General features: G+C 37.0%; 17 protein-coding genes. 3 read left to right on the top strand and 14 right to left on the bottom strand.

Annotation, left to right across the window (positions count from 1 at the left end):
- Window positions 1-207 precede the first annotated feature (207 nt).
- From GI584_RS07930 to GI584_RS07920, 3 genes are read right to left on the bottom strand one after another with little or no spacing between them, the layout of a single operon-like run.
- Window positions 208-1,956, bottom strand: a complete 1,749-nt coding sequence (locus GI584_RS07930) for a sensor histidine kinase (RefSeq protein ID WP_153790885.1) — start codon at window positions 1,954-1,956, stop codon at window positions 208-210.
- Between the two features lie 10 nt (window positions 1,957-1,966).
- On the bottom strand, window positions 1,967-3,505 hold the full coding sequence (locus tag GI584_RS07925) for a response regulator transcription factor (RefSeq protein ID WP_153790884.1): 1,539 nt from the start codon (window positions 3,503-3,505) through the stop codon (window positions 1,967-1,969).
- Complete coding sequence (locus GI584_RS07920; RefSeq protein ID WP_153790883.1) at window positions 3,498-4,163, bottom strand: YesL family protein; 666 nt, start codon at window positions 4,161-4,163, stop codon at window positions 3,498-3,500. Before GI584_RS07920 ends, GI584_RS07925 begins: the two co-directional genes overlap by 8 nt.
- Window positions 4,164-4,373: 210 nt before the next feature.
- On the opposite strand from GI584_RS07920, the gene GI584_RS07915 reads away from it, so the two are divergent.
- Entirely contained in the window at window positions 4,374-5,513 is a 1,140-nt protein-coding gene (locus GI584_RS07915; RefSeq protein ID WP_153790882.1) for a family 8 glycosyl hydrolase, read from the top strand.
- 134 nt (window positions 5,514-5,647) lie between these two features.
- On the opposite strand, the gene xylB is transcribed toward GI584_RS07915, so the two are convergent.
- Complete coding sequence (gene xylB, locus GI584_RS07910) at window positions 5,648-7,147, bottom strand: xylulokinase (RefSeq protein ID WP_153790881.1); 1,500 nt, start codon at window positions 7,145-7,147, stop codon at window positions 5,648-5,650.
- 115 nt (window positions 7,148-7,262) lie between these two features.
- Window positions 7,263-8,588, bottom strand: a complete 1,326-nt coding sequence (xylA, locus tag GI584_RS07905) for a xylose isomerase (RefSeq protein WP_153790880.1) — start codon at window positions 8,586-8,588, stop codon at window positions 7,263-7,265.
- 163 nt (window positions 8,589-8,751) lie between these two features.
- On the opposite strand from xylA, the gene GI584_RS07900 reads away from it, so the two are divergent.
- Entirely contained in the window at window positions 8,752-9,927 is a 1,176-nt protein-coding gene (locus GI584_RS07900; RefSeq protein ID WP_153790879.1) for an ROK family transcriptional regulator, read from the top strand.
- A 203-nt stretch (window positions 9,928-10,130) separates the two neighbouring features.
- Complete coding sequence (locus GI584_RS07895) at window positions 10,131-11,003, top strand: superoxide dismutase (RefSeq protein WP_153790878.1); 873 nt, start codon at window positions 10,131-10,133, stop codon at window positions 11,001-11,003.
- A 133-nt stretch (window positions 11,004-11,136) separates the two neighbouring features.
- On the opposite strand, the gene GI584_RS07890 is transcribed toward GI584_RS07895, so the two are convergent.
- The 9 genes from GI584_RS07890 to GI584_RS07850 all read right to left on the bottom strand — a co-directional run bounded on the left by GI584_RS07890 (window position 11,137) and on the right by GI584_RS07850 (window position 19,976).
- Complete coding sequence (locus GI584_RS07890) at window positions 11,137-11,781, bottom strand: bifunctional 4-hydroxy-2-oxoglutarate aldolase/2-dehydro-3-deoxy-phosphogluconate aldolase (protein ID WP_153790877.1); 645 nt, start codon at window positions 11,779-11,781, stop codon at window positions 11,137-11,139.
- A 10-nt stretch (window positions 11,782-11,791) separates the two neighbouring features.
- Window positions 11,792-12,748: a sugar kinase gene (locus tag GI584_RS07885; RefSeq protein WP_153790876.1), complete on the bottom strand. Its 957-nt coding sequence runs from the start codon at window positions 12,746-12,748 to the stop codon at window positions 11,792-11,794.
- Between the two features lie 3 nt (window positions 12,749-12,751).
- Window positions 12,752-13,597, bottom strand: a complete 846-nt coding sequence (locus GI584_RS07880; protein ID WP_100361197.1) for an SDR family oxidoreductase — start codon at window positions 13,595-13,597, stop codon at window positions 12,752-12,754.
- On the bottom strand, window positions 13,566-14,672 hold the full coding sequence (uxuA, locus tag GI584_RS07875; protein WP_153790875.1) for a mannonate dehydratase: 1,107 nt from the start codon (window positions 14,670-14,672) through the stop codon (window positions 13,566-13,568). The genes GI584_RS07880 and uxuA overlap by 32 nt, the downstream gene beginning before the upstream one ends.
- Window positions 14,673-14,688: 16 nt before the next feature.
- Window positions 14,689-16,734, bottom strand: coding sequence for an alpha-glucuronidase family glycosyl hydrolase (locus GI584_RS07870; protein WP_153790874.1), 2,046 nt, complete (start codon window positions 16,732-16,734; stop codon window positions 14,689-14,691).
- A gap of 17 nt (window positions 16,735-16,751) precedes the next feature.
- Window positions 16,752-17,429 (bottom strand): GntR family transcriptional regulator, encoded by a 678-nt coding sequence (locus tag GI584_RS07865; RefSeq protein ID WP_153790873.1) that lies wholly within the window; start codon window positions 17,427-17,429, stop codon window positions 16,752-16,754.
- A gap of 77 nt (window positions 17,430-17,506) precedes the next feature.
- A complete protein-coding gene (locus GI584_RS07860) occupies window positions 17,507-17,992 on the bottom strand; it encodes a hypothetical protein (RefSeq protein ID WP_153792942.1) in 486 nt (161 codons plus the stop codon).
- A gap of 897 nt (window positions 17,993-18,889) precedes the next feature.
- Window positions 18,890-19,408 (bottom strand): DoxX family protein, encoded by a 519-nt coding sequence (locus tag GI584_RS07855; protein ID WP_153790872.1) that lies wholly within the window; start codon window positions 19,406-19,408, stop codon window positions 18,890-18,892.
- 52 nt (window positions 19,409-19,460) lie between these two features.
- Window positions 19,461-19,976, bottom strand: a complete 516-nt coding sequence (locus GI584_RS07850; RefSeq protein ID WP_153790871.1) for a DoxX family protein — start codon at window positions 19,974-19,976, stop codon at window positions 19,461-19,463.
- Window positions 19,977-20,029: the final 53 nt, after the last annotated feature.

Here is a 20,029-nt window from a genome sequence, read left to right as displayed (position 1 = left end):
AAAGTTTAGAGGAAACTTTGAAAAATAAAGCGAGATGTCCGAGATAGGGATATCCATCTTAATAGGAAGCTAATCAGATTGACTTTATCCTCCACTTAGCTCTAGAGAGCACCTCTGAGCCATGTAACGACTGTGCCCGTGAAATACAACATAAATCACTCTTGTTTATATTTAGAACAAAAAAGGAAATGTAGTCCATCCATAAGACTACATTTCTGCTTTCATATTTAATGGTATTTTTAAATAGACCGTGGTTCCATTATGTTGGCTATCAATTTTCAACTCAAACTGATCATGATAATACATTTTTAACCGTTGATACACATTGCCTATCCCAATACTTTCACCGATAATCTCTTCTTCATTAAATGATTCTAAAATTTCTACATATTTTGTTTCTTCGATTCCAATACCATTGTCTTTAATCATACAACATAGGTACTTGTCATCTTGATTAATTTCTATAATGATTTTCCCTTTTGCTTTCAAAGGTTCAATACCATGAATACTTGCGTTTTCGACAAAAGGTATAATCGTCATATTTGGTATTAATATATGTTCCACTGATTCAGCTACTTGAATACTATACTGCATTTTATCGTCAAATCGATATTTCTGAATTTCTAAAAATGCTTGGATTAATTGGACTTCTTCTTTAACAGTTATAAAGTCTTTATCCCAAGTAATTGAATTACGTAATAACTGCGCCATATTGCGAATAATATCCGCAGTTTCATTCTCTTGTTTCAGTAAACTACGCATCCTTATTGTTTCTAGTACATTAAACAAAAAATGAGGATTAATTTGGCTTTGTAATGCTTTTAACTGCGTTTCTTTCTTTTGTATTTCTAAATCTTTTTTTTGAATACGAGCTATATAGACATCATTTATCAGATCCTTAATCTTTTTAGACGTTCGATTAAATTCTGCTGTTAAAACGCCAATCTCATCTTTATATGTTTTTCCTGGAATGAGCTCAAAATTTTGATCTTTTACCTTTCTCATTTTTTTCACAATTGTATTTAACCTGAAATGTATATTACCAGCAATGTAAATAATGAATAAGGTCGGAATGACAAAATTCCATAATGCTAAATACAATATGGAAGGTAACGACTTTCTCACTTCCGCTAATAATTTATCTTCTGGAATGACACCGATAACTTTCCAATTCGACATATACTGGATGAGATAGGATTCATCCAAAACCGTTGAGCTTTCGGCAATTGGAATAGTATCAAATGAAATATATTCTGATTCCCATTGAATGGAGCTATTTGTTGAATACTCAATAAAGTTATTCTCATTTAATAAGTAAATGTCACCTTCAAATGTTTCATTCGAAAAAAGTTGATGAATAAATCGCTCATTTAGATTAATCATAATAACTTTCTCATTAGATGAACTGTCATTCGAATCAAGTGCTCTTACAACAACAAACTGACTCAATTCATCATTATCTGCTAGATTTCTTGTTACTACAGGGTATTTGTTTCTAGTATCGAGAGTTGATTGATACCAATACGATCGCTTTACTTCTTCATCAATAGCAAATATTCCGCCCGCCGTAATTACTGTCGGATTGTCAGTAAATAAATGAATGGACCGAATCGAAGAATAGACAGGGGTATACTTATTAATGTCGCGAAAATGATTGTTATAAGCTAAGATAAAATCAACAGGTGACTCATAAGTAGTTTCCAATAATTGATAAACAAAGGCATCAGAATAAAGAACGGATGCTATACCGACAGCATCCTCAACGCCTTGCTTTAAACTATTTGCTACTTGCCGTAATGCAAGTTCATTATCATGTATTTTTTGTGTACGGACATTTTCCGATGTCACATTATAAAAGATAACATTCGTTAATACGATTGGTAAAAATACAGATACCATATAAATTAATAATAATTTATTTCTAATTCGAATATCATTTAAGTGAATTTTTTTCATAGAAATCCTTCTAACTGATTCGATTCATTAATTTTTTTCGATATTGTGATGGAGTGGTTCCCACAATCTTTTCAAATTGAGTAACAAAATAATCCGGATTATTAAACCCTACATTCTCCGCCACTTCATACACTTTTAAATCGGTTGTTCGAAGTAGTTTCTTAGCTTCATCCATTCTTACAGTTAAAATATAATCTTTAAAATAAACGCCATATGTCTTCTTAAATAATTGCCCCATATACACTGGATTCATATAAAATTTATTCGCAATGGACTTTAATGTTAATGATTGATCAAAATGAGAGTGGATATATTTTTTTATTTGGTATATCGTTCCTTTTACATTATTTTGATTTAATTTCGCCAGGTTGTTGGCCGCGTCTTGGATAAAATCTCCCCATAACACCTGTAACTGATGGAGGCTTAAAGAATATTCATCCCACTCTAACATATCTTTTAAATTAGTGATTTCCTGTTCATTCCCTTCTGATTCTTTAATAGATTTTAAGATTTTATGATTGAGGCGATTTACCATTGTTCGCAATGCATCTTTGGCAAAGTTCATTTCTTTGCATGTCTGTATCATTTTATTAAGTTGTGTGACGACCTTTTCATGATTATTTTCTTCGATAAATTCCATCATCTCATCATAATAGGTTTGATCCAGATCAATAAAAAACACATCTTTTTCAGCAATCATGGCGGCAGTAATAATAGGCTCTTCAAATAAGTACTTGAATTGCACACACTTCTTTGCCGTTTTATAAGAATTCGTTATGTCCTCGATTCTTCGAACAGTTTTGCCACAATAAACATGCATATCTAATCCGACTTGACGATACCACGCATCCAGAAATTGATCTATATGTTGATTATTTGCAGTCAAAAATTTGTCATTGATTACTAAACCGAAGCAATTGATATTATCCTCAAAACACATAAAATGGTTATGTGCATCCAAGTTCAACAAAGCATTTTCTAACTTGTCAAAGCATTGTTGATAATCAATATTCAAACCATTGATCTCAACCTTTATAAATGTATAGTCGGATCCATCAAAAAAAGGATGGTCCCATTCATCTGATAGGTTACATTCCTTGTCACATAAAAAGAGTTTCTTCAATTCTGATATCGCTTCTATTTTGTCTTCCATCTGTTTCGTTTCATATTCAGCTTCAATCGCACCAGATATCTTGTGTAAGGTTTGATGAATTTCCTCTTGATCAACAGGCTTCAGAATAAAATCCTTTACTCCATATCGAAGTGCCCGTTGCGCATATTTAAAATCGTTATAACCGCTAATTACGATAAAATAAGGAGAACGGGATATGGTTTCCTTCGAATGTTTAATTAAATCCAAACCATCTAATACAGGCATTCGTATATCAGTCAGCACAAGGTCCGGCTGAAGTTGCTTAATCTCTGACAATGCATCTTCTCCGTTATCAGCTTCACCACAGACTTTAAAGCCATATTCTTCCCAATCTATCAAGGTTTTGATTCCTTTACGAACGAAGACATCATCATCGACCAAATAGACTTTATGCATGTTTCTTCTCCCCTTTCACATATTCTTTCTCTAATATGGTTTGCTGTCTGTTTTCAAAGCTTTCAAAAGCAAATATCGCTAACCGAGTTATAATATAAAAGGTGAAACTGATACCAACTACAGGGAGTAGCCCTGGAATAAACCTCCATACATATTGCAGTACAAATAAAGCAACGAACATCCCGATCGTAACGAATGGACTGAATAATCCTAACACAATTGCATGTTTAAATGTTTGCCGTATCGATAAATCAAAATGTGCGAAAGTTGGAAATATGTATAATAACGTGATGGTGAAAATAATCCCAATAACGATAAATAAGACCAAAAATATTGATTGAAAGGTTGTGGTATGTTGCATGATCCACTGATAATCAACAACTAATATATAGCCAACAGCTGTCAATAGATAACCGATCACGTTTGCTTGGATAAAAGTGTTCTTGTATGCCTTAAAAAATGTTTTGTTAAAAGCAATATCATCCTTTTGCACACACCACTCCCTCATGGTAATCACTAAAGCCATTGTTGCCGGAAATATACCAAGAACAACTAATCCAACCAACGACATCAGTACCCACAACAGATTTAAATACATGATCCACATCATCCATTCCAAAAAACGATAAAAACCATTGGAATTCACTGTTTTTGTCATCAGATACCCTCCTTTATTGAAAACGCTTTAATAATCAAAGAAAAAAATATACTTTGTTCATTCAATAGACATACTTATTATAGTACAATAAATCTCAAAAGAAAAGTAGGTTTTACATTTATGGTTATTATTTTACCCGCTAAACTAAATCTTTACTATTCCATTATATTATGGAAGTACTTGATTGAGAACATTTGAAGGAGGAGTTTTATGAGTTATGCAGCGGCATTCACAAGCAGAAACTATCGAAACGTACTAAAAGAATATGGTTATGAGGAGGAATTAATCGATCGTAAAGTAACAGATACTTGGAAGCAATTATTCGATCCCTCTCACCCGGAAACACAAATATATTTTCCTGTAGGTAATGACTTAGGTTATATGCTCGATACAGGAAATGACGATGTGCGAACTGAAGGTATGTCTTATGGCATGATGATGGCCGTACAAATGGATGATAAAGATATTTTCGACAGAGTATGGAAGTGGTCTATGACCTATATGTATATGGAAGAAGGGGAAAATGCTGGTTATTTTGCCTGGTCATGTGCACCAGATGGATCAAAGAATGCTTACGGCCCTGCACCGGATGGAGAAGAATATTTTGCACTGGCTTTGTTTTTTGCTTCGCATCGCTGGGGAGATGGTTCCGGAATCAATGAATATAGTAAACATGCAAAGGATTTGCTACATCGCTGCATCCATAAAGGCGAAAGCAATGATGGATATCCGATGTGGAATCCAGATAATAAACTAATTAAATTTGTTCCTAGCGTAGAATTTTCTGACCCTTCCTACCACTTGCCACATTTTTACGAATTGTTTGCATTATGGAGTTATAAAGAAGATCGCGCTTTTTGGAAGGAAGCTGCCATTGCCAGCAGACAATACATCGCAGCTTCAGCACATCCATTAACAGGTTTAGCACCCGAATATGCTTTCTATGATGGGAAACCTAATCACATTCGCGGATTTGGGCATTTCTTCAGTGATTCATATCGAGTTGCTTGTAATATTGCGTTAGATTATGAATGGTTTAGAGATAATGCTTGTCCAGTCGTTGTCAATGAAAAGATTCAAGATTTCTTTGCTGATAAAGATCCTGAGGATTACAGAAGGTATAAAATTGACGGAGAGCCTTTCGATGAAAAATCACTTCACCCTGTTGGTTTAATAGCTACCAATGCAATGGCATCATTAGCGACAAGCGGTGAAAATGCCCAAAAATGTATCAAACTATTTTGGAATACACCTGTCAGAACCGGCAAGAGAAGATATTATGATAACTGCTTATACTTCTTCAGCTTAATAGCACTTAGCGGAAACTTTAAAATATGGTTTCCGGAATAGATCAGAATAATTATTTATTGAAGTTGACAGTAAATCGGCCAAAGTTGCCAGAGAAGAGTAAGCAATACAGAAACTGCTTCTCTTAAAATGTCAAAAGCCAAGGATTTAAATCCTTGGCTTTTGACTCGTATAGTTTATTTTCTAAAGTCCATCAAATCCTTGTTCAGGTGTTTTGTTTGTTGATACACATCTCTATACAGTTTAAATAACTGCTTATATTTTTCCACATTTTCTGGATTTGGCTGATAGGTCTCGGCATCTTCTAAGATAGCATCTGCACATTCTTTTAATGAAGAATACCAACCAGATCCATAGGCAGCAAGCATCGCCGCACCCATTCCAGGACCTTGTTCACTCTTTAATTTAACGATTTTAGCATCAAAGATATCCGCTTGCATCTGAAGCCAATCCGGATTTTTCGCACCGCCACCAATCGAATAGATCGTATCGATTTGCTTGCCATTTTCTCTAAAGATTGCTATCGATTCATTAAGAGAGAACGTAATCCCTTCTAATACAGAACGAGCAAAATCCTTTAGAGTATGGGAGCTATCCATACCAATAAAGCTTCCACGAATTTGTGAATCAGCATGTGGCGTACGTTCACCTACAAGGTAAGGTGTAAATAGTAAACCATTAGCGCCAGCTGGTACATCGCCAACACCGTCTAACAGCTCATCAAAGCTTTGTTCCGCTGCAAATGTTTGCTTAAACCAATTTAAACTATGACCAGCCGCTAATGTAACGCCCATCGCATAGTATGCATCCTGCTCACCATGGTTGAAATAGTGTACTTTTCCTTGATAATCTTTATCACCCGTAGGTTCGTAGGAAAGTACAACACCTGATGTACCAATACTTGCAAAAGTTTTGCCCTCAGACAAAATACCTGAACCGATCGCACCACAAGCATTATCCGCTCCACCGGCAAATACATCTGTATCCGCTGATAACCCTGTCTCATCTGCGATAGCTGAAGTGATTTTTCCGACATTGTCATGTGAATCAACTAATGGCGGGCAAATCGAAACGTCTAGGTCAAGTAAATTACAAATTTCTTTGCTCCATTCTTTTTTCGCAACATCTAATAAACTTGTACCAGCTGCGTCTGAATAATCCATATGCACTTGCTCAGTTAAACGGTAGCGCACATAATCCTTAGGTAAAACGAATGTTTTCGCTTTTGCAAAGATTTCCGGCTCATTATCCTTCACCCATAAAATTTTTGGTAATGTGAAGCCTTCCAATGCTAAGTTTTTCGTTACATCAATAAACTTCTCTTTACCAACTTTTTGATAAATTTCCTCGCATTGTGCCGTTGTACGCGTATCATTCCAGAGAATCGCGTTACGTAAAACTTGATTATTTTCATCAAGTAATATTAATCCATGCATTTGACCGGAAAAGCTTAAGCCTTCAATTTCAGAAACATCTCCATCAAATTGTTCAACAAGCTCTTTTAGACCTCCAACTGTTTGTTCTACCCAGTCTTCAGGCTTTTGCTCGGAATAACCAGTTTTCTCTTGAATCAGTGGATAGTCCTTTGAAACTTCCTGAACTACTTCACCAGCTTTATTAACTAATAGCAGCTTAACTGCACTTGTGCCGAGATCGACACCGATTACATAACTCACAGCGACACCTCTCCTCTAACTTTTGGTTATAATTCGTAACCAATACAACTCCTATAATCGAAGTGAAGACTTAGCTATGCACAAGCTCAGCTAAGTCTTCTTCTTACTGCTTATCTTATTGACCAGCGTATGCGTTTAATAGGTATTGGTTGATGGTTGCTTTGATTAATTCTAAGCGACCTGATTTGTTTTTGATTTCTTTTAGGTTTAGTGCATGTTCTTCTAATGATTTGAAGTCTGCTTTACCTTCAACGATATCTTTACCGATACCTTCTTTAAAGCTTGCATAACGGTCATCAATGATTTTTTCAAATACTTGGTCTTCTACTAATTTGTTAGCTACTTTGTAACCAACCGCAAAGTGATCCATACCTGCAATGTGTGCAAGGAACAGGTCGTCTTGTTCAAATGAACCACGACGTACTTTTGCATCAAAGTTTAACCCACCAGATCCAAGTCCACCGTTTTTGATGATTTCATACATAGCTAATGTTGTAGAATAGATATCTGCAGGGAACTCATCTGTATCCCATCCTAATAATGGGTCACCTTGGTTCGCATCCACAGAACCTAATAATCCGTTAACACGTGCATATCGAAGCTCGTGTTCGAAAGTATGACCAGCAAGTGTTGCATGGTTTGCTTCGATATTTAGTTTAAAATGATCCTCTAGTCCATATTTTAGTAAAAATGCATGTGCAGATTGAGAATCAAAGTCATATTGATGAGTTGTTGGTTCTTTTGGTTTTGGCTCGATTAGGAATTGCGCATCAAAGCCGATTTCTTTCGCATATTCTACTGCCATATGGAAGAAACGTCCAAGGTTGTCTTGCTCTAATCCAAGATCAGTGTTAAGTAATGTTTCGTAACCTTCACGGCCACCCCAGAATACATAGTTTTCTCCACCTAGTTCTTTACCAATTTCTAATTGTTTCTTCACTTTCGCTGCTGCATAGGCGAATACATCTGCATTGCTAGAAGAAGCTGCACCATGAACAAAGCGTGGATTTGTAAAGTTATTAGCTGTGTTCCAAAGAAGTTTTACATCGCTATCTTTCTTGTAGTCCTTAATCATTTCAACAATTGTATCAAGGTTTTGATTTGATTCTCGTAGTGTAGCACCTTCTGGAGCAATATCTACATCGTGGAAACAAAAATATTTCACACCAAGTTTTTCGAAGAACTCAAACGCTGCTTCTACTCTCGCTTTAGCGCGATCCATTCCATCATATTTGTCCCAGTTACGAATAGCTGTACCTGTACCAAATGGATCAGATAAATCTTCTGTGAATGTGTGCCAGTAAGCTACACCAAAACGAAGAAATTCTTCCATTGTTTTGCCATTGATCTTCTCTTCCGGATTATAAAATTTAAATGCTAACGGGTTAGTTGACTTCGGGCCTTCATATTTAATTTTGTCAACGTTTTCAAACCATGTCATATATTCATACCTCCAAGTTATATCCATTCAGGATTTTGATTTCGTGATTATTATAGCAACTCATCTTAAGTTTGTCTAGCGAATAAACAAAGATTATAGAATTATTTTTTGGATTGTGTTAAAATGGTGTTACTTTAATAAGCTAAGGGAAAGAGTGAGGAGATTGAGTCAAACGTGGAATCAGCATGTCGTAAAGAAAGAGAACAAAGCACTAGTTCTTAAAACCATTAAAGAAAGAGCACCTATCTCACGAGCAACAATCGCGAATGTAACCGGTTTAAATAAAGGAACTGTTTCCTCATTAGTCAGTGAACTAATAGATGAAAAATTAATCCATGAATCTGGTACAGGTAAATCCAGCGGTGGCAGACGACCAGTGATGTTACTTTTGAATGAAACTGCTGGGTTTACCATTTCTATTGATCTCGGTGTTAAAAGTATTTTAGGTGTGTTAACAGATCTACGAGGTAATATCTTATCGGAGAAAAAGATCCGTTTCAAAAAGGAAAATTTGGATGAAGTCTTAACATTGTTATATCAATTAATTGATGGATTAAAAAATGTTGCTCCTAAATCTGAATACGGGATAGTCGGTATTGGTGTCGGTGTACCAGGTGTTGTTACAACTGAAGGTGAAATCTTGCTGGCACCAAACTTAGGCTGGAAAAAGGTACCGCTCCAACAAATTCTTTTTGACCATTACAAAGTCCCTGTTACTGTAGAAAATGAAGCAAATGCTGGGGCATACGGTGAAAAAGTGTACGGAGTCGGACAAATGTCCAATGAGTTAGTCTATACAAGTATCAGTATCGGTATCGGTGTTGGCTTGATTTTGGAAGGTAAATTGTATAAAGGATTAAGAGGGTTCTCTGGTGAGCTCGGTCATATGACAATTGAAAAGGATGGAGCAGATTGCCGTTGTGGAAACCAAGGCTGCTGGGAGCTCTATGCTTCAGAACAGGCCTTGTTGGACCAAGCTGAAACAGCTGGGTTTAATGATGCTACGGTTGAACAATTGATCGAAGCTGCTGATCAAGGTGACACGAAAGCAATACAGTTATTAGAAAATGTTGGCGATTATTTAGGTGTTGGTATTACTAATATTATTCATATTTTTAATCCTGAGCAAGTTGTTGTGGGCAACACATTACGCCAAGCCAAAAAGTATATTATGCCTGCTATTGAAAGAAGAATCGAGAAAAATGCGATTGGTTTTAACAAGAATGATGTCCAGTTAAATGTAGCTAAACTGAAGAAACATTCTACTGTCATGGGGATGGCAGCTTTTAATATCGAAAAGTTTTTCAAAGAGGCTGGAAATGAAGATGTATTGAATTAATTTTTTTTTCTTCCACTTTCACTTGTACATGCAGTTAGAATGATCCCTCTCGTTGTTCGGTGTTCCATAGGGATCTCATCTAGCTGCTTCATTTCATAAATCTAATATGCTAACCTCCCTTTTGGTTACTGTTTTCCAATTGATATACTTATATAATCACCTCATATAGGCTTTTCACATATGCTACATGGGGTGATAATAACATGAATAAAGAATACAAGGAATATCTGGAAAGCTTATTAAATTGGGGTGAAAAACTAAAACAAACTGTCCAAGATAGTGAACTTTTAGACGATGAAAAAATGCATACTTTAAAACAAGTGGAAAAATGGCAGGGAAATATTTATGAATTATTAGACCAAGAAGAAGCTGATGCCAATCCTGAAAGAATGTTAGATTTAAGAGCAGAAGGTGAAAATTTGATCCAAGAAATACAAGGTTCGTCCAATAGAGAGAGTGTGCCTTACGGTAAACATAAACTACCTCCTTTGCCTTATGCTTATAATGCATTGGAACCGTATATTAGTGAACAAATTATGCGTTTACATCACACAAAACACCATCAGTCCTATGTCGATGGGTTAAATAAAGCTGAAGAAGCGTTATACACCGGCAAAAAAGGCAAAGATCCGATCAAGCATTGGTTAAGAGAGCAAGCATTTAACGGTTCAGGTCATTATTTGCATACCATCTTCTGGCATAACATGACACCAAACAGTAAGAAGAAACCATCTGGTGAGATACTCAAGCAAATCAAAAAAGATTTTGGCTCATGGAATAGCTTTAAAAAGTTGTTTACTGATGCCGCAGAATCAGTAGAGGGTAATGGATGGGCAGCATTGTTGTGGTCACCGAGAAGTGGTAAACTAGCAATCCAATCGTTTGAGAAACATCAATTATTTCAATTACCGGACACCATTCCATTATTAGTGTTAGATGTTTGGGAACATGCATACTACCTTCAGCATCAAAATGATAAAGCGTCCTATATAAAGGATTGGTGGAATGTCGTGAATTGGGATAATGTGAACGAGAGATTTAACAAAGCCAAAAAGCTAAAATGGCAGTTATTCTAATGAAAAGTCGACGTGATAGTCTAATTCACGTCGACTTTTCGTTCAAAATAAAACTATATAATTGTACACATAATACATAAACCGCGAAGTAACTGTCATGTGGAAATGCTTTCTCCGTTCACCTGAATCGTGGTCATTCCCCGTTCCTCCCCATTTCCACCGCTTGAACAAATTCTTTTGCTTTATTGGTTAAATCCGTTAAATAGTTCTCTGTAATCTGATCCGTCTGTTTTACTAAAGTGCTTCCTGCTCCTACAGCAACTGCTCCAGCCTCGATATAATCACTTGTGTTATCTACATCCACACCACCTGTTGGCATTAACGGAATATGAGGAAGTGGACCTTTGATATCCTTAAAAAATTTCGGTCCTACTACACTGGCGGGAAAGACTTTAATCATATCTGCTCCTTTTTCATATGCTGTTAAAATTTCGGTCGGTGTAAAAGCTCCTGCAACAGAAACGGCACCATATCGTTTCGTCATTTCAATTGTTTCTTCTCTTACGGTTGGCGAGAAAATAAACGATGCACCGGCCATTAAGGCTGCACGTGCTGTCTCTGCATCAAGAACAGTGCCTGCTCCAACCATTACTTCATCACCTAGTTCGTCTTTCACCTTCTCAATGAGAGTTAACACTTTTGGTGTTTCCACCGTAATTTCAAGCGATGTTACTCCACCATCGCGTAATGCTTTCGCAATGGGAATAATCGTTTCTGGTGTTGTTTTGCGCATTACTGCTACTACACCAGTATCTAGCATTCTTTGTAGTACCGTCATTGTATTCAACCTACCTTTTGACATCGATATTATCTTGCTGGAACATAAATTGATGTAACTCTTCTTGATTTGGTAATCCTTCGTAATCACCTTTTACTTGTGTTTGCATCGCTCCTACAGCATTCGCACGCTTGACCGCATCGCTTAGGGGAATTTGGTCGAGCATACCGGATAAAAATCCGGCCACGAAGCCATCACCTGCTCCGATAGGGTCGATCACCTGTTTAACAGGAAATCCTTCGATATATTCGCTTTCATTTTTCGTCTTGAGATATGCTCCCTTTCCCCCTAACTTAATGATAACTGTTTCACAACCACGAGCTAAAAAATGATCAGCTGCTTGTTCGGGTTCTGTTTCATCAAATAAAAAGTGAGCTTCTTCTAATCCTGGTAAAACAATATCTGATAACGTCACCATTTCAGTTAAAACGGCTTTTGCTTGTTCCTCTGACCAAAGTTTCCGACGTAAATTCGGATCAAAAACGACTGTCACCTTGTGTTGACGAGCAAGCTGCATCATTTGAATTACTGTGCGATAGGCAGAATCACTCAAGGCCGGGGTTATCCCAGTAACATGGAGATATTTAGTATTCTTTATGTAAGTTTCATCGATATCATCCGTCTGTATAGTACTGGCTGCCGATCCTTTACGATAATAACTGACACGAATATCCTCAGGATTTCGAATTTCTTTGAAATAAAGACCTGTCGGAAAGTCTGGGTCTCGCTTTACTTTGCTGACATCAATTCCTTCTCCACGTACTGTATTTAAAATATACGTTCCAAATTCATCCGTACCGAGCTTACTGATCCACCCTACGTTATGTCCAAGGCGAGCAAGACCAATTGCTACATTAGTCTCGGCTCCACCTAGATTTTTCGAAAAAGTTTCTGCAAAGCGCATCATTGGGCTGGATACCGGTGTGAAAACGACCATTGATTCACCAACGGTTACTACATCTTGCATGACTTACACCCCACTATACGCCATAAATCCGCCATCAACTGGAATACATGTACCGGTTACAAAACCACTTGCTTCTTCATCAACAAGCCATAACATTGTTCCTAATAAATCCTCTGGGGAGCCTAGGCGCCGCATTGGTGTATGATCAATTATTTTTTGCATACGTGGTGTCGGTGAGCCATCTTCATTGGTTAATAGTGGTCTGTTTTGATCTGTTAAAAAGAAGCCAGGAGCAATTGCATTCACACGAACATTTGCTTCTGCCATATGAACAGCCAACCATTGCGTAAAGTTGTTAATTGCTGCTTTGGCAGCACTATATGCCGGTACTTTTGTCATTGGACTTGGTGCGCTCATCGATGAAATGTTAATAACGCTTGTTTTACGTTCTACCATCCGTGCAGAAAAGATCTGTGTCGGAATTAACGATCCGATAAAATTCAAATTAAAAACCGAAGAAAAACCTTCTGTCGTCATATCAAATAAAGTTCGGATCGATGGATCTGACATTTCTTCTTTTTTAAATGTTTCACTTGCAGTAGTACCATCAGGATGGTTCCCTCCAGCACCATTTATCAGTACGTCACAAGCTCCGTACTCCTTGAATACTTTTTCTTCCGCTCTGATCACCGCATCTCGATCCAGTACATCACAACCGATTGCCAATGCTTCTCCATCCTGTTCTTTAATATCATTTACTACTTTTTCAGCCTTTTCATAGGTACGATTTAATACGGCTACTTTCATTCCTTGGCGTGCTAATTCCTTTGCCATTGCTCCACATAACACACCACCTCCGCCGGTAACGACTGCTACTTTATCTTTCAAGTTCGAATGGATTGGTAACATTTGATACACCCTTTCTTTTCACTAATTGATAGGCATCCCATAATCCCCATAAATACATGATGCCAAGTGCCCTGTCATAAAGCCCATAACCTGGTCTGCACTGTTCATCCCAGATATGCCGTCCATGATCCGGTCTCGTGTAGCCAGTAAAATCAATATCATGATAGGCTCTGACAATTTCATCAATTCCTAATGAACCATCATTTGTTCGATGAGATGTTTCAATAAAATCACCATTGCCAAATAATTTCACATTACGAATATGAGCAAAATGAATGCGCTCCTGAAATTCATGAATCATCGAGACGATATCGTTATCTCTTCGTAAGCCTAATGCCCCTGAGCATAAGGTAATACCATTATAATTACTAGGTACCAAGTTCAAAATGTCACGAAGACGCTCCTGTGTAGTCACAATCCGTGGAAGCCCAAAGATTTCCCATGGCGGATCATCCGGATGAATCGCTAATTTGATATCATATTCCTCACAAACTGGTATTACTCTCTCTAAAAAGTATTGTAAATGAGCGATTAAATCATTCTCTGTTACATCTAGATATGCTGCGAATAAATCCTTCAATATCTCTAAACGTTCCGGTTCCCATCCAGGCATTGTATAATCAGGATTTGCAGCTATTTTTTTGACTAATTCTAACGGATCCATATCCGTTACTTTTGCCTTTTCATAGAAAAGTGCTGTCGATTTATCAGGTAAGGAACCATATAAATCGGTCCTTATCCAATCAAAAACTGGCATGAAGTTATAACAAATTACTTTTACATCTACTGCTGCTAGATTTTTGATCGTTTCTATATAATTCGTAATATATCGATCACGGTCCGCTCTTCCTAATTTAATAGATTCGTGAATATTGACACTCTCCACAACATCCAAGTGCAATCCATATCGCTCCACTTGTTTCTTGACTTTCAGGATACGAGCTTTAGGCCAAATTTCGCCTGGTGGAATATCATGCAATGCCCAAACAACGCCTTCCACACCAGGAATCTGTTTAATTTGAGGTAAGGTTACACTATCATTTCCCTCACCAAACCATCGAAATACCATTCGCATGTTGTCACATCCCTTCTTAGTAGATGGTTCGTCCGTGTTGATCACCAATACCAGACTTACGGTAAAAATAGGTATTGATCTGATCACGCCATTCTTTGGCATTATCCAGTTGTCGTTCTAAACGATCTTGTACATTCGCAAATCGTTCATTATCAACATAATTGCGTAAATTCTCCCATTGCTCGATTAATCCTTCTACCTGTTCATAGCCCTTAAAATGAGCATCGTAAATATGTTGAATAACCGTCTTCCCACTTTTCAACGTATACTTGTATGGTACATGATGAAAAAATAAAAGCAGTTCATCTGGAACTTGATCTAAATCGTTATAAATTGTTCGATGTGGTTCTTGGTATTGTTCGGTATAACCGGTTCCTGTCTCTTTTGTACGATCAACGCCAATACCATCTCGGTCAGCAAAGTGATAGGTCCCCCATTTGGAATACTCATAACCGTCAATATTAGGTCCGTAATGCACTCCTGGGGTAACCATCCATCCTACACCAAGCGGTGCTGTATAATTTTCATAGATTCCCCAAGCGTTTAATAGCATATCTTCTATTGTGTTTAGCACTTCTTCTTTCGAACCAAATGTCTGTTTAATCCATTCCTCTGCTATTTGTTCTGATAATAACGACGGATTCCAAATCAACCTGCCATATCCATATAGATTTGCTTGTGCTAATGTATTTCCTGTCCAGTTTTCGTCATCACCGATGTTAGAAACAGCTGCGACTCCGCTGTATTTATAGGGATGAATATTCCCGGCCACAATTTCTTCGATGGTCGTTCCTGTTCCCTTAATATGTGTATCAAAGGCAAGGATTTCCTTCCACTGAGGTATTAAATAACATAAATCTATTTGTTGTCCGGTATATTCTTGTGCTACTTGAAATTCAATCATTTGATTGGTATTTGGCATGGCTCCAATTAATGGTGAGGCAGGCTCTCGTACTTGGAAATCCATCGGTCCGTTTTTTACTTGTAAAATCACATTTTCGTGGAATCGTCCATCCAGTGGTTTAAAGTGATCATATGCCGCTCTTGCTCGATCTGTTGTACGATCACGCCAGTCTTGTAAATGGTTATATACGAAACAGCGCCAGATCACTTTACCTTGAAATGGTTCTAGTGCTTTCGCTAACATATTCGAACCGTCAGCATGATCACGCTCATATGTAAATGGACCTGGTCTATTCTCAGAATCTGCTTTAACAACAAATCCTCCAAAATCTGGAATATAATCATAGATTTCTTTTGCTTTTTCTTTCCACCAATTTTGCACGCTTTGATCAAGTGGATCTGCTGTATCTAGATCTCCAATCGTCACCGGACTGCCAAAGTTGATACTCAAATAAAGTGTGATACCATATACACGGAAAATACCGGCTATCTCTTGTATTTCAGGAAGATACTTTTTCGTAATAAAATAAGTTTCTTCTTCCCATACGTTGACATTGTTGATCGAAATGGCATTGATACCGACAGAAGACAAAAATCTCGCATAATCTTTGATTCTCGTTTTATCCTCGACAAATTGATTATGTTGATAGAAAATCGATTGACCTGAATAACCTCTCTCAATACTTCCATCGAAGTTATCCCATTGATTCAACATTCGAAATTGATTTTTTGGCTGCTCAACTACGCTTAACTGTGCAATATCTTCGTTGAGCTGCACCAATCTTAATAAATGGTGTACACCATACAATACTGCTACATCAGAATTACCTGCAATGATTAATTGTTCTTGATTGGACGCAATAAGAAAAGCTTCGTCATTCATATCTGCTAATTTTGCTTGCTGTTCGCTATCTAAAAATCGTGCTAAGTCATTTCTGTTACCGATTACAATAGTGCTGTTAAGAGCATCGTTCGAAACAGTAAACTTAGCGTCGAGCATTTGTGGTACAGCTGCATGTAATTCATCCAATGCAGCTTGTACTTGTAGCCCTTCACTTAACACACCGATTTTGGTAAAAAAATATTGATATTGCTCTATCATTTTAGTGTCTGTTATCGGTTGATACTGCAGCCACATATTATATTTTTTGCTGTTCATAGATACACTCCTTCTCTTTATACAAAAAATTCTGGGTTTTGTTCTTTGAGTTCATCTTTTTCAATTTCAACTAGCTGTAAATGCTCCATTGCTGCTTTTTCGGCTGTCTCAAGATCTCTGTCAGCTATTGCTTCAAAAATCTTACGATGCTGGGCAACGATGATCTTCCAATCATGATTGACAGAAAGACGTAGTAGACGTAAACGATCAAATTGAACATTCATTCGTTTTACCATATTCCACGTTCTGTGTTTACCACAGCCTGTATACATTAACTGATGAAATTCATCATCCAATTCAAACAAGCGTTGATAGGATCCTTTTTCTAATGAAAATTCTTGAAGTGTTAAGTTGGATTCCATTTGAAGTAAATCTTCTTTTTCGATTGTTTCCGCTGCTTCTCTTACAATTGCTTTTTCAATATTTTCTCTGACAAATTTCCCTTCCTCAACTAATGCTAAATTAATTTTGGTCACGATAGTACCAATTTGAGGATAAACGCCTAGCAATTCTTCTTGATTTAATTGTAGAAAAGCTTCTCTCACTGGAGTCCTGCTTACATTTAGCTTATCTGAAATTTCCTTTTCAGACAGTTTTGTTCCCGGGGCAATTTCCCCATTCATAATTTGCATTTTGATCGTGTTATACACATAATCTCGTGACGATCCTCTTGTTCTTTGACTTTGAGGGACCATTCCTACACCTTCTTTATACTAGTATGGTAGTTTATATTATACGCTTATTATTACAAAATTTCAACATTCAACATAGATCATTCTTCATATTCCCATAAAATTCTCCATTCTCGATCCTCTTCTGTTAAAATAATAGGTTGATCAATTTCTAAATAACCATATTTACTCTGATAAATATAGGTAACCACAATTCGGTAAACCGTTTGAGTGTTCGCTAAGTTTGTGTTTAATTTGTAGTTTTCTATTTTTACCGGATCACTTAACGTAAAGTCAAACGTCTTAACACCAAAGTGTTCGAGAAACACATGGGCACGATCTTGAATATAGTCACTTTTGTCAAACCTGTTTTTCATTGACGAATGGAACATCTCCCAGGAATTTGAGAAATCTCCATTCTGTTCGTATTCATAAAACTGTACTGCTACTTTTTCCACTTCTCGTTCTGTAGAAAAGAAATGCATAATCGAAAAAACAACTAACGCAACTAAAGCTAATGAAAAGATCAATCCTAATAGAATTATTATTTGGCGGTTTTTGCGAATATTATAACGGCGAATTTTCATTTGAATCACCCAATTTTTCTTAAAATTATAACCCTTTAAAAATGCCTTCATTTAAGCATATTCGCGATAATCAATTTTATTATTTACATTATTTACAAATAAAATAGTTCTACAAACCTATTGTAATCGCTTACTAATTTTTATATAATGAAATCGGTTACAATAATAGTTGTTGTGTACATATACTGTTCACATCTTTCTGAGGTGTGGATACATGTACAGTATTTTGATTCAAAATAGATTGTCCCCCTTTGCACCCTATGAAAATAGGGTGCCTTTTTTTGTTTACAAGGACTTAACTGTTTTATCAAAATCGCCAATTCTACTCGTTTTTTTGATTTGTAGTAGATAACAACTGCGAACTAGTGAAAGTTCTGTTTATTGTGGCTTTATTCCATTCTTCTGAAGGTGAGTGTTCATTCGTCGCTGCGGAAAAATACTCCCTTTCCAGGGCACGGTCTCAGCTTCCTCGCGAGCAAAGAACGCTCGTCTCTTTGGATCTTCAGCTCGCGCTTGTCCCCGAGGGTTGTCGCATTTTTCAGCAGCTTGGTGTAATTCTTTACTTAAGTAAGAGGAAATCCATTGAATATATTTCCAAAGAATTGCTTCTTGCCGCAATCAGAACGTCACTATTAGCGGAGGCAGAATACGGAGACTCATGTGGGACAGCGAGAGCTGAAGATCCACTTTGTGAAGTGTTTTCCTTCACAAAGTTAGCTGAAGCCAAGCCCACGGAAAGCGCAGTATTCTGCCGGAGCGAATGACTGCACTCATCTCTAATTAGAACGGAAGAAAGCAAATCTATAAAGAATAACTTCGCAGTTTATAGATTTTTTGCTATTCTTTAATATTTTTAGAGCAAAAAAACACACTCCACATTAAGGAGCGTGTTTTTACTTAGTGTGCTTCTGCTTGTTTTACAAATCGTTCTTCATTTTTGTGTGTTACTTTTTCTTTGAGGAATGGAATCACATATCTGTCTAATCCAAATCTGCCTGCGTTATAACCTGCTACAAGTAAGAATAATGTGAGTAAAATCATTTGACCATTTGTGCTGATTGTTCCACTGAATAAGAATGCGAAGTTCATGATGATTCCCATTAATGCTGCAAAGTTAGTAAATACACCCAGGATAAGCGCGATACCAACTAGCAATTCTCCCCACATTACGAGGAATGTAAAGACATCGGCTCCAGGAATTGCAACTGCTTCTAAAAATGCCGCCCACCAGCCTTGAACAGTTGGATTCTCACCACTTGCATTTGCAACAGCTCCTTGTAAAAATCCACCAGCATCAAATTCCCCACCAGTGATCTTACCCCAACCAGCTGTCATCCATTGATACCCTAAATAGACTCTGATAAAAGCTAATATTCCTGCTACTACTTTATTATTTCTTAATAAGTATACAAACATTTCCATCCGCTCCTTTTATTTTTGTTCAGTATTTCACATAATTTACTATAAGTTAATGTATTTCTGCTGTCACTTGTTTCATTTGACCTCTTCTTTTCTCTATCACCCGACGAATAAACGGAATCACAAAACGATCTAAACCAAATCTGCCTGCATTAAAACCTGCTGCTAACAAAAATGCTGTTAATAAAATCATTTGCGGGTTACTGCTTACTGTTCCACTGAATACAAAAGCAAAGTTCATTACAATTCCCATCAATGCTGCAAAGTTTGTGAAGATTCCTAGAATAAGTGCTATCCCTACTAAGAACTCTCCCCACATTACTAGAAAACTAAAGACATTTGCTCCCGGTATTGCCACATTTTCGAGAAATGCTGCCCACCAACCTTGTACCGCTGGATGGTCACCACCCGCTTTAGCAACTGCTCCTTGTAGATAACCAGAAGCATCAAAACCTCCTGTTATTTTACCCCAACCAGATGTGATCCAATGGTACCCTAAATAAATTCGAATAATTGCTAGAAAACCTGCGACATAACGATTAGTCCTTAATAATTCTAAAAACATTTTTATTCACTCCTTTTAATGTTCATCGTTTCACATTAGATAATGTGTTTGTT

Origin of the sequence: Gracilibacillus salitolerans (genome assembly GCF_009650095.1) — a bacterium.
GTDB classification, from domain to species: domain Bacteria; phylum Bacillota; class Bacilli; order Bacillales; family Amphibacillaceae; genus Gracilibacillus; species Gracilibacillus salitolerans.
Note: the sequence above shows the minus strand (reverse complement) of the source record. Positions and strands in the feature narration are given on the sequence as shown.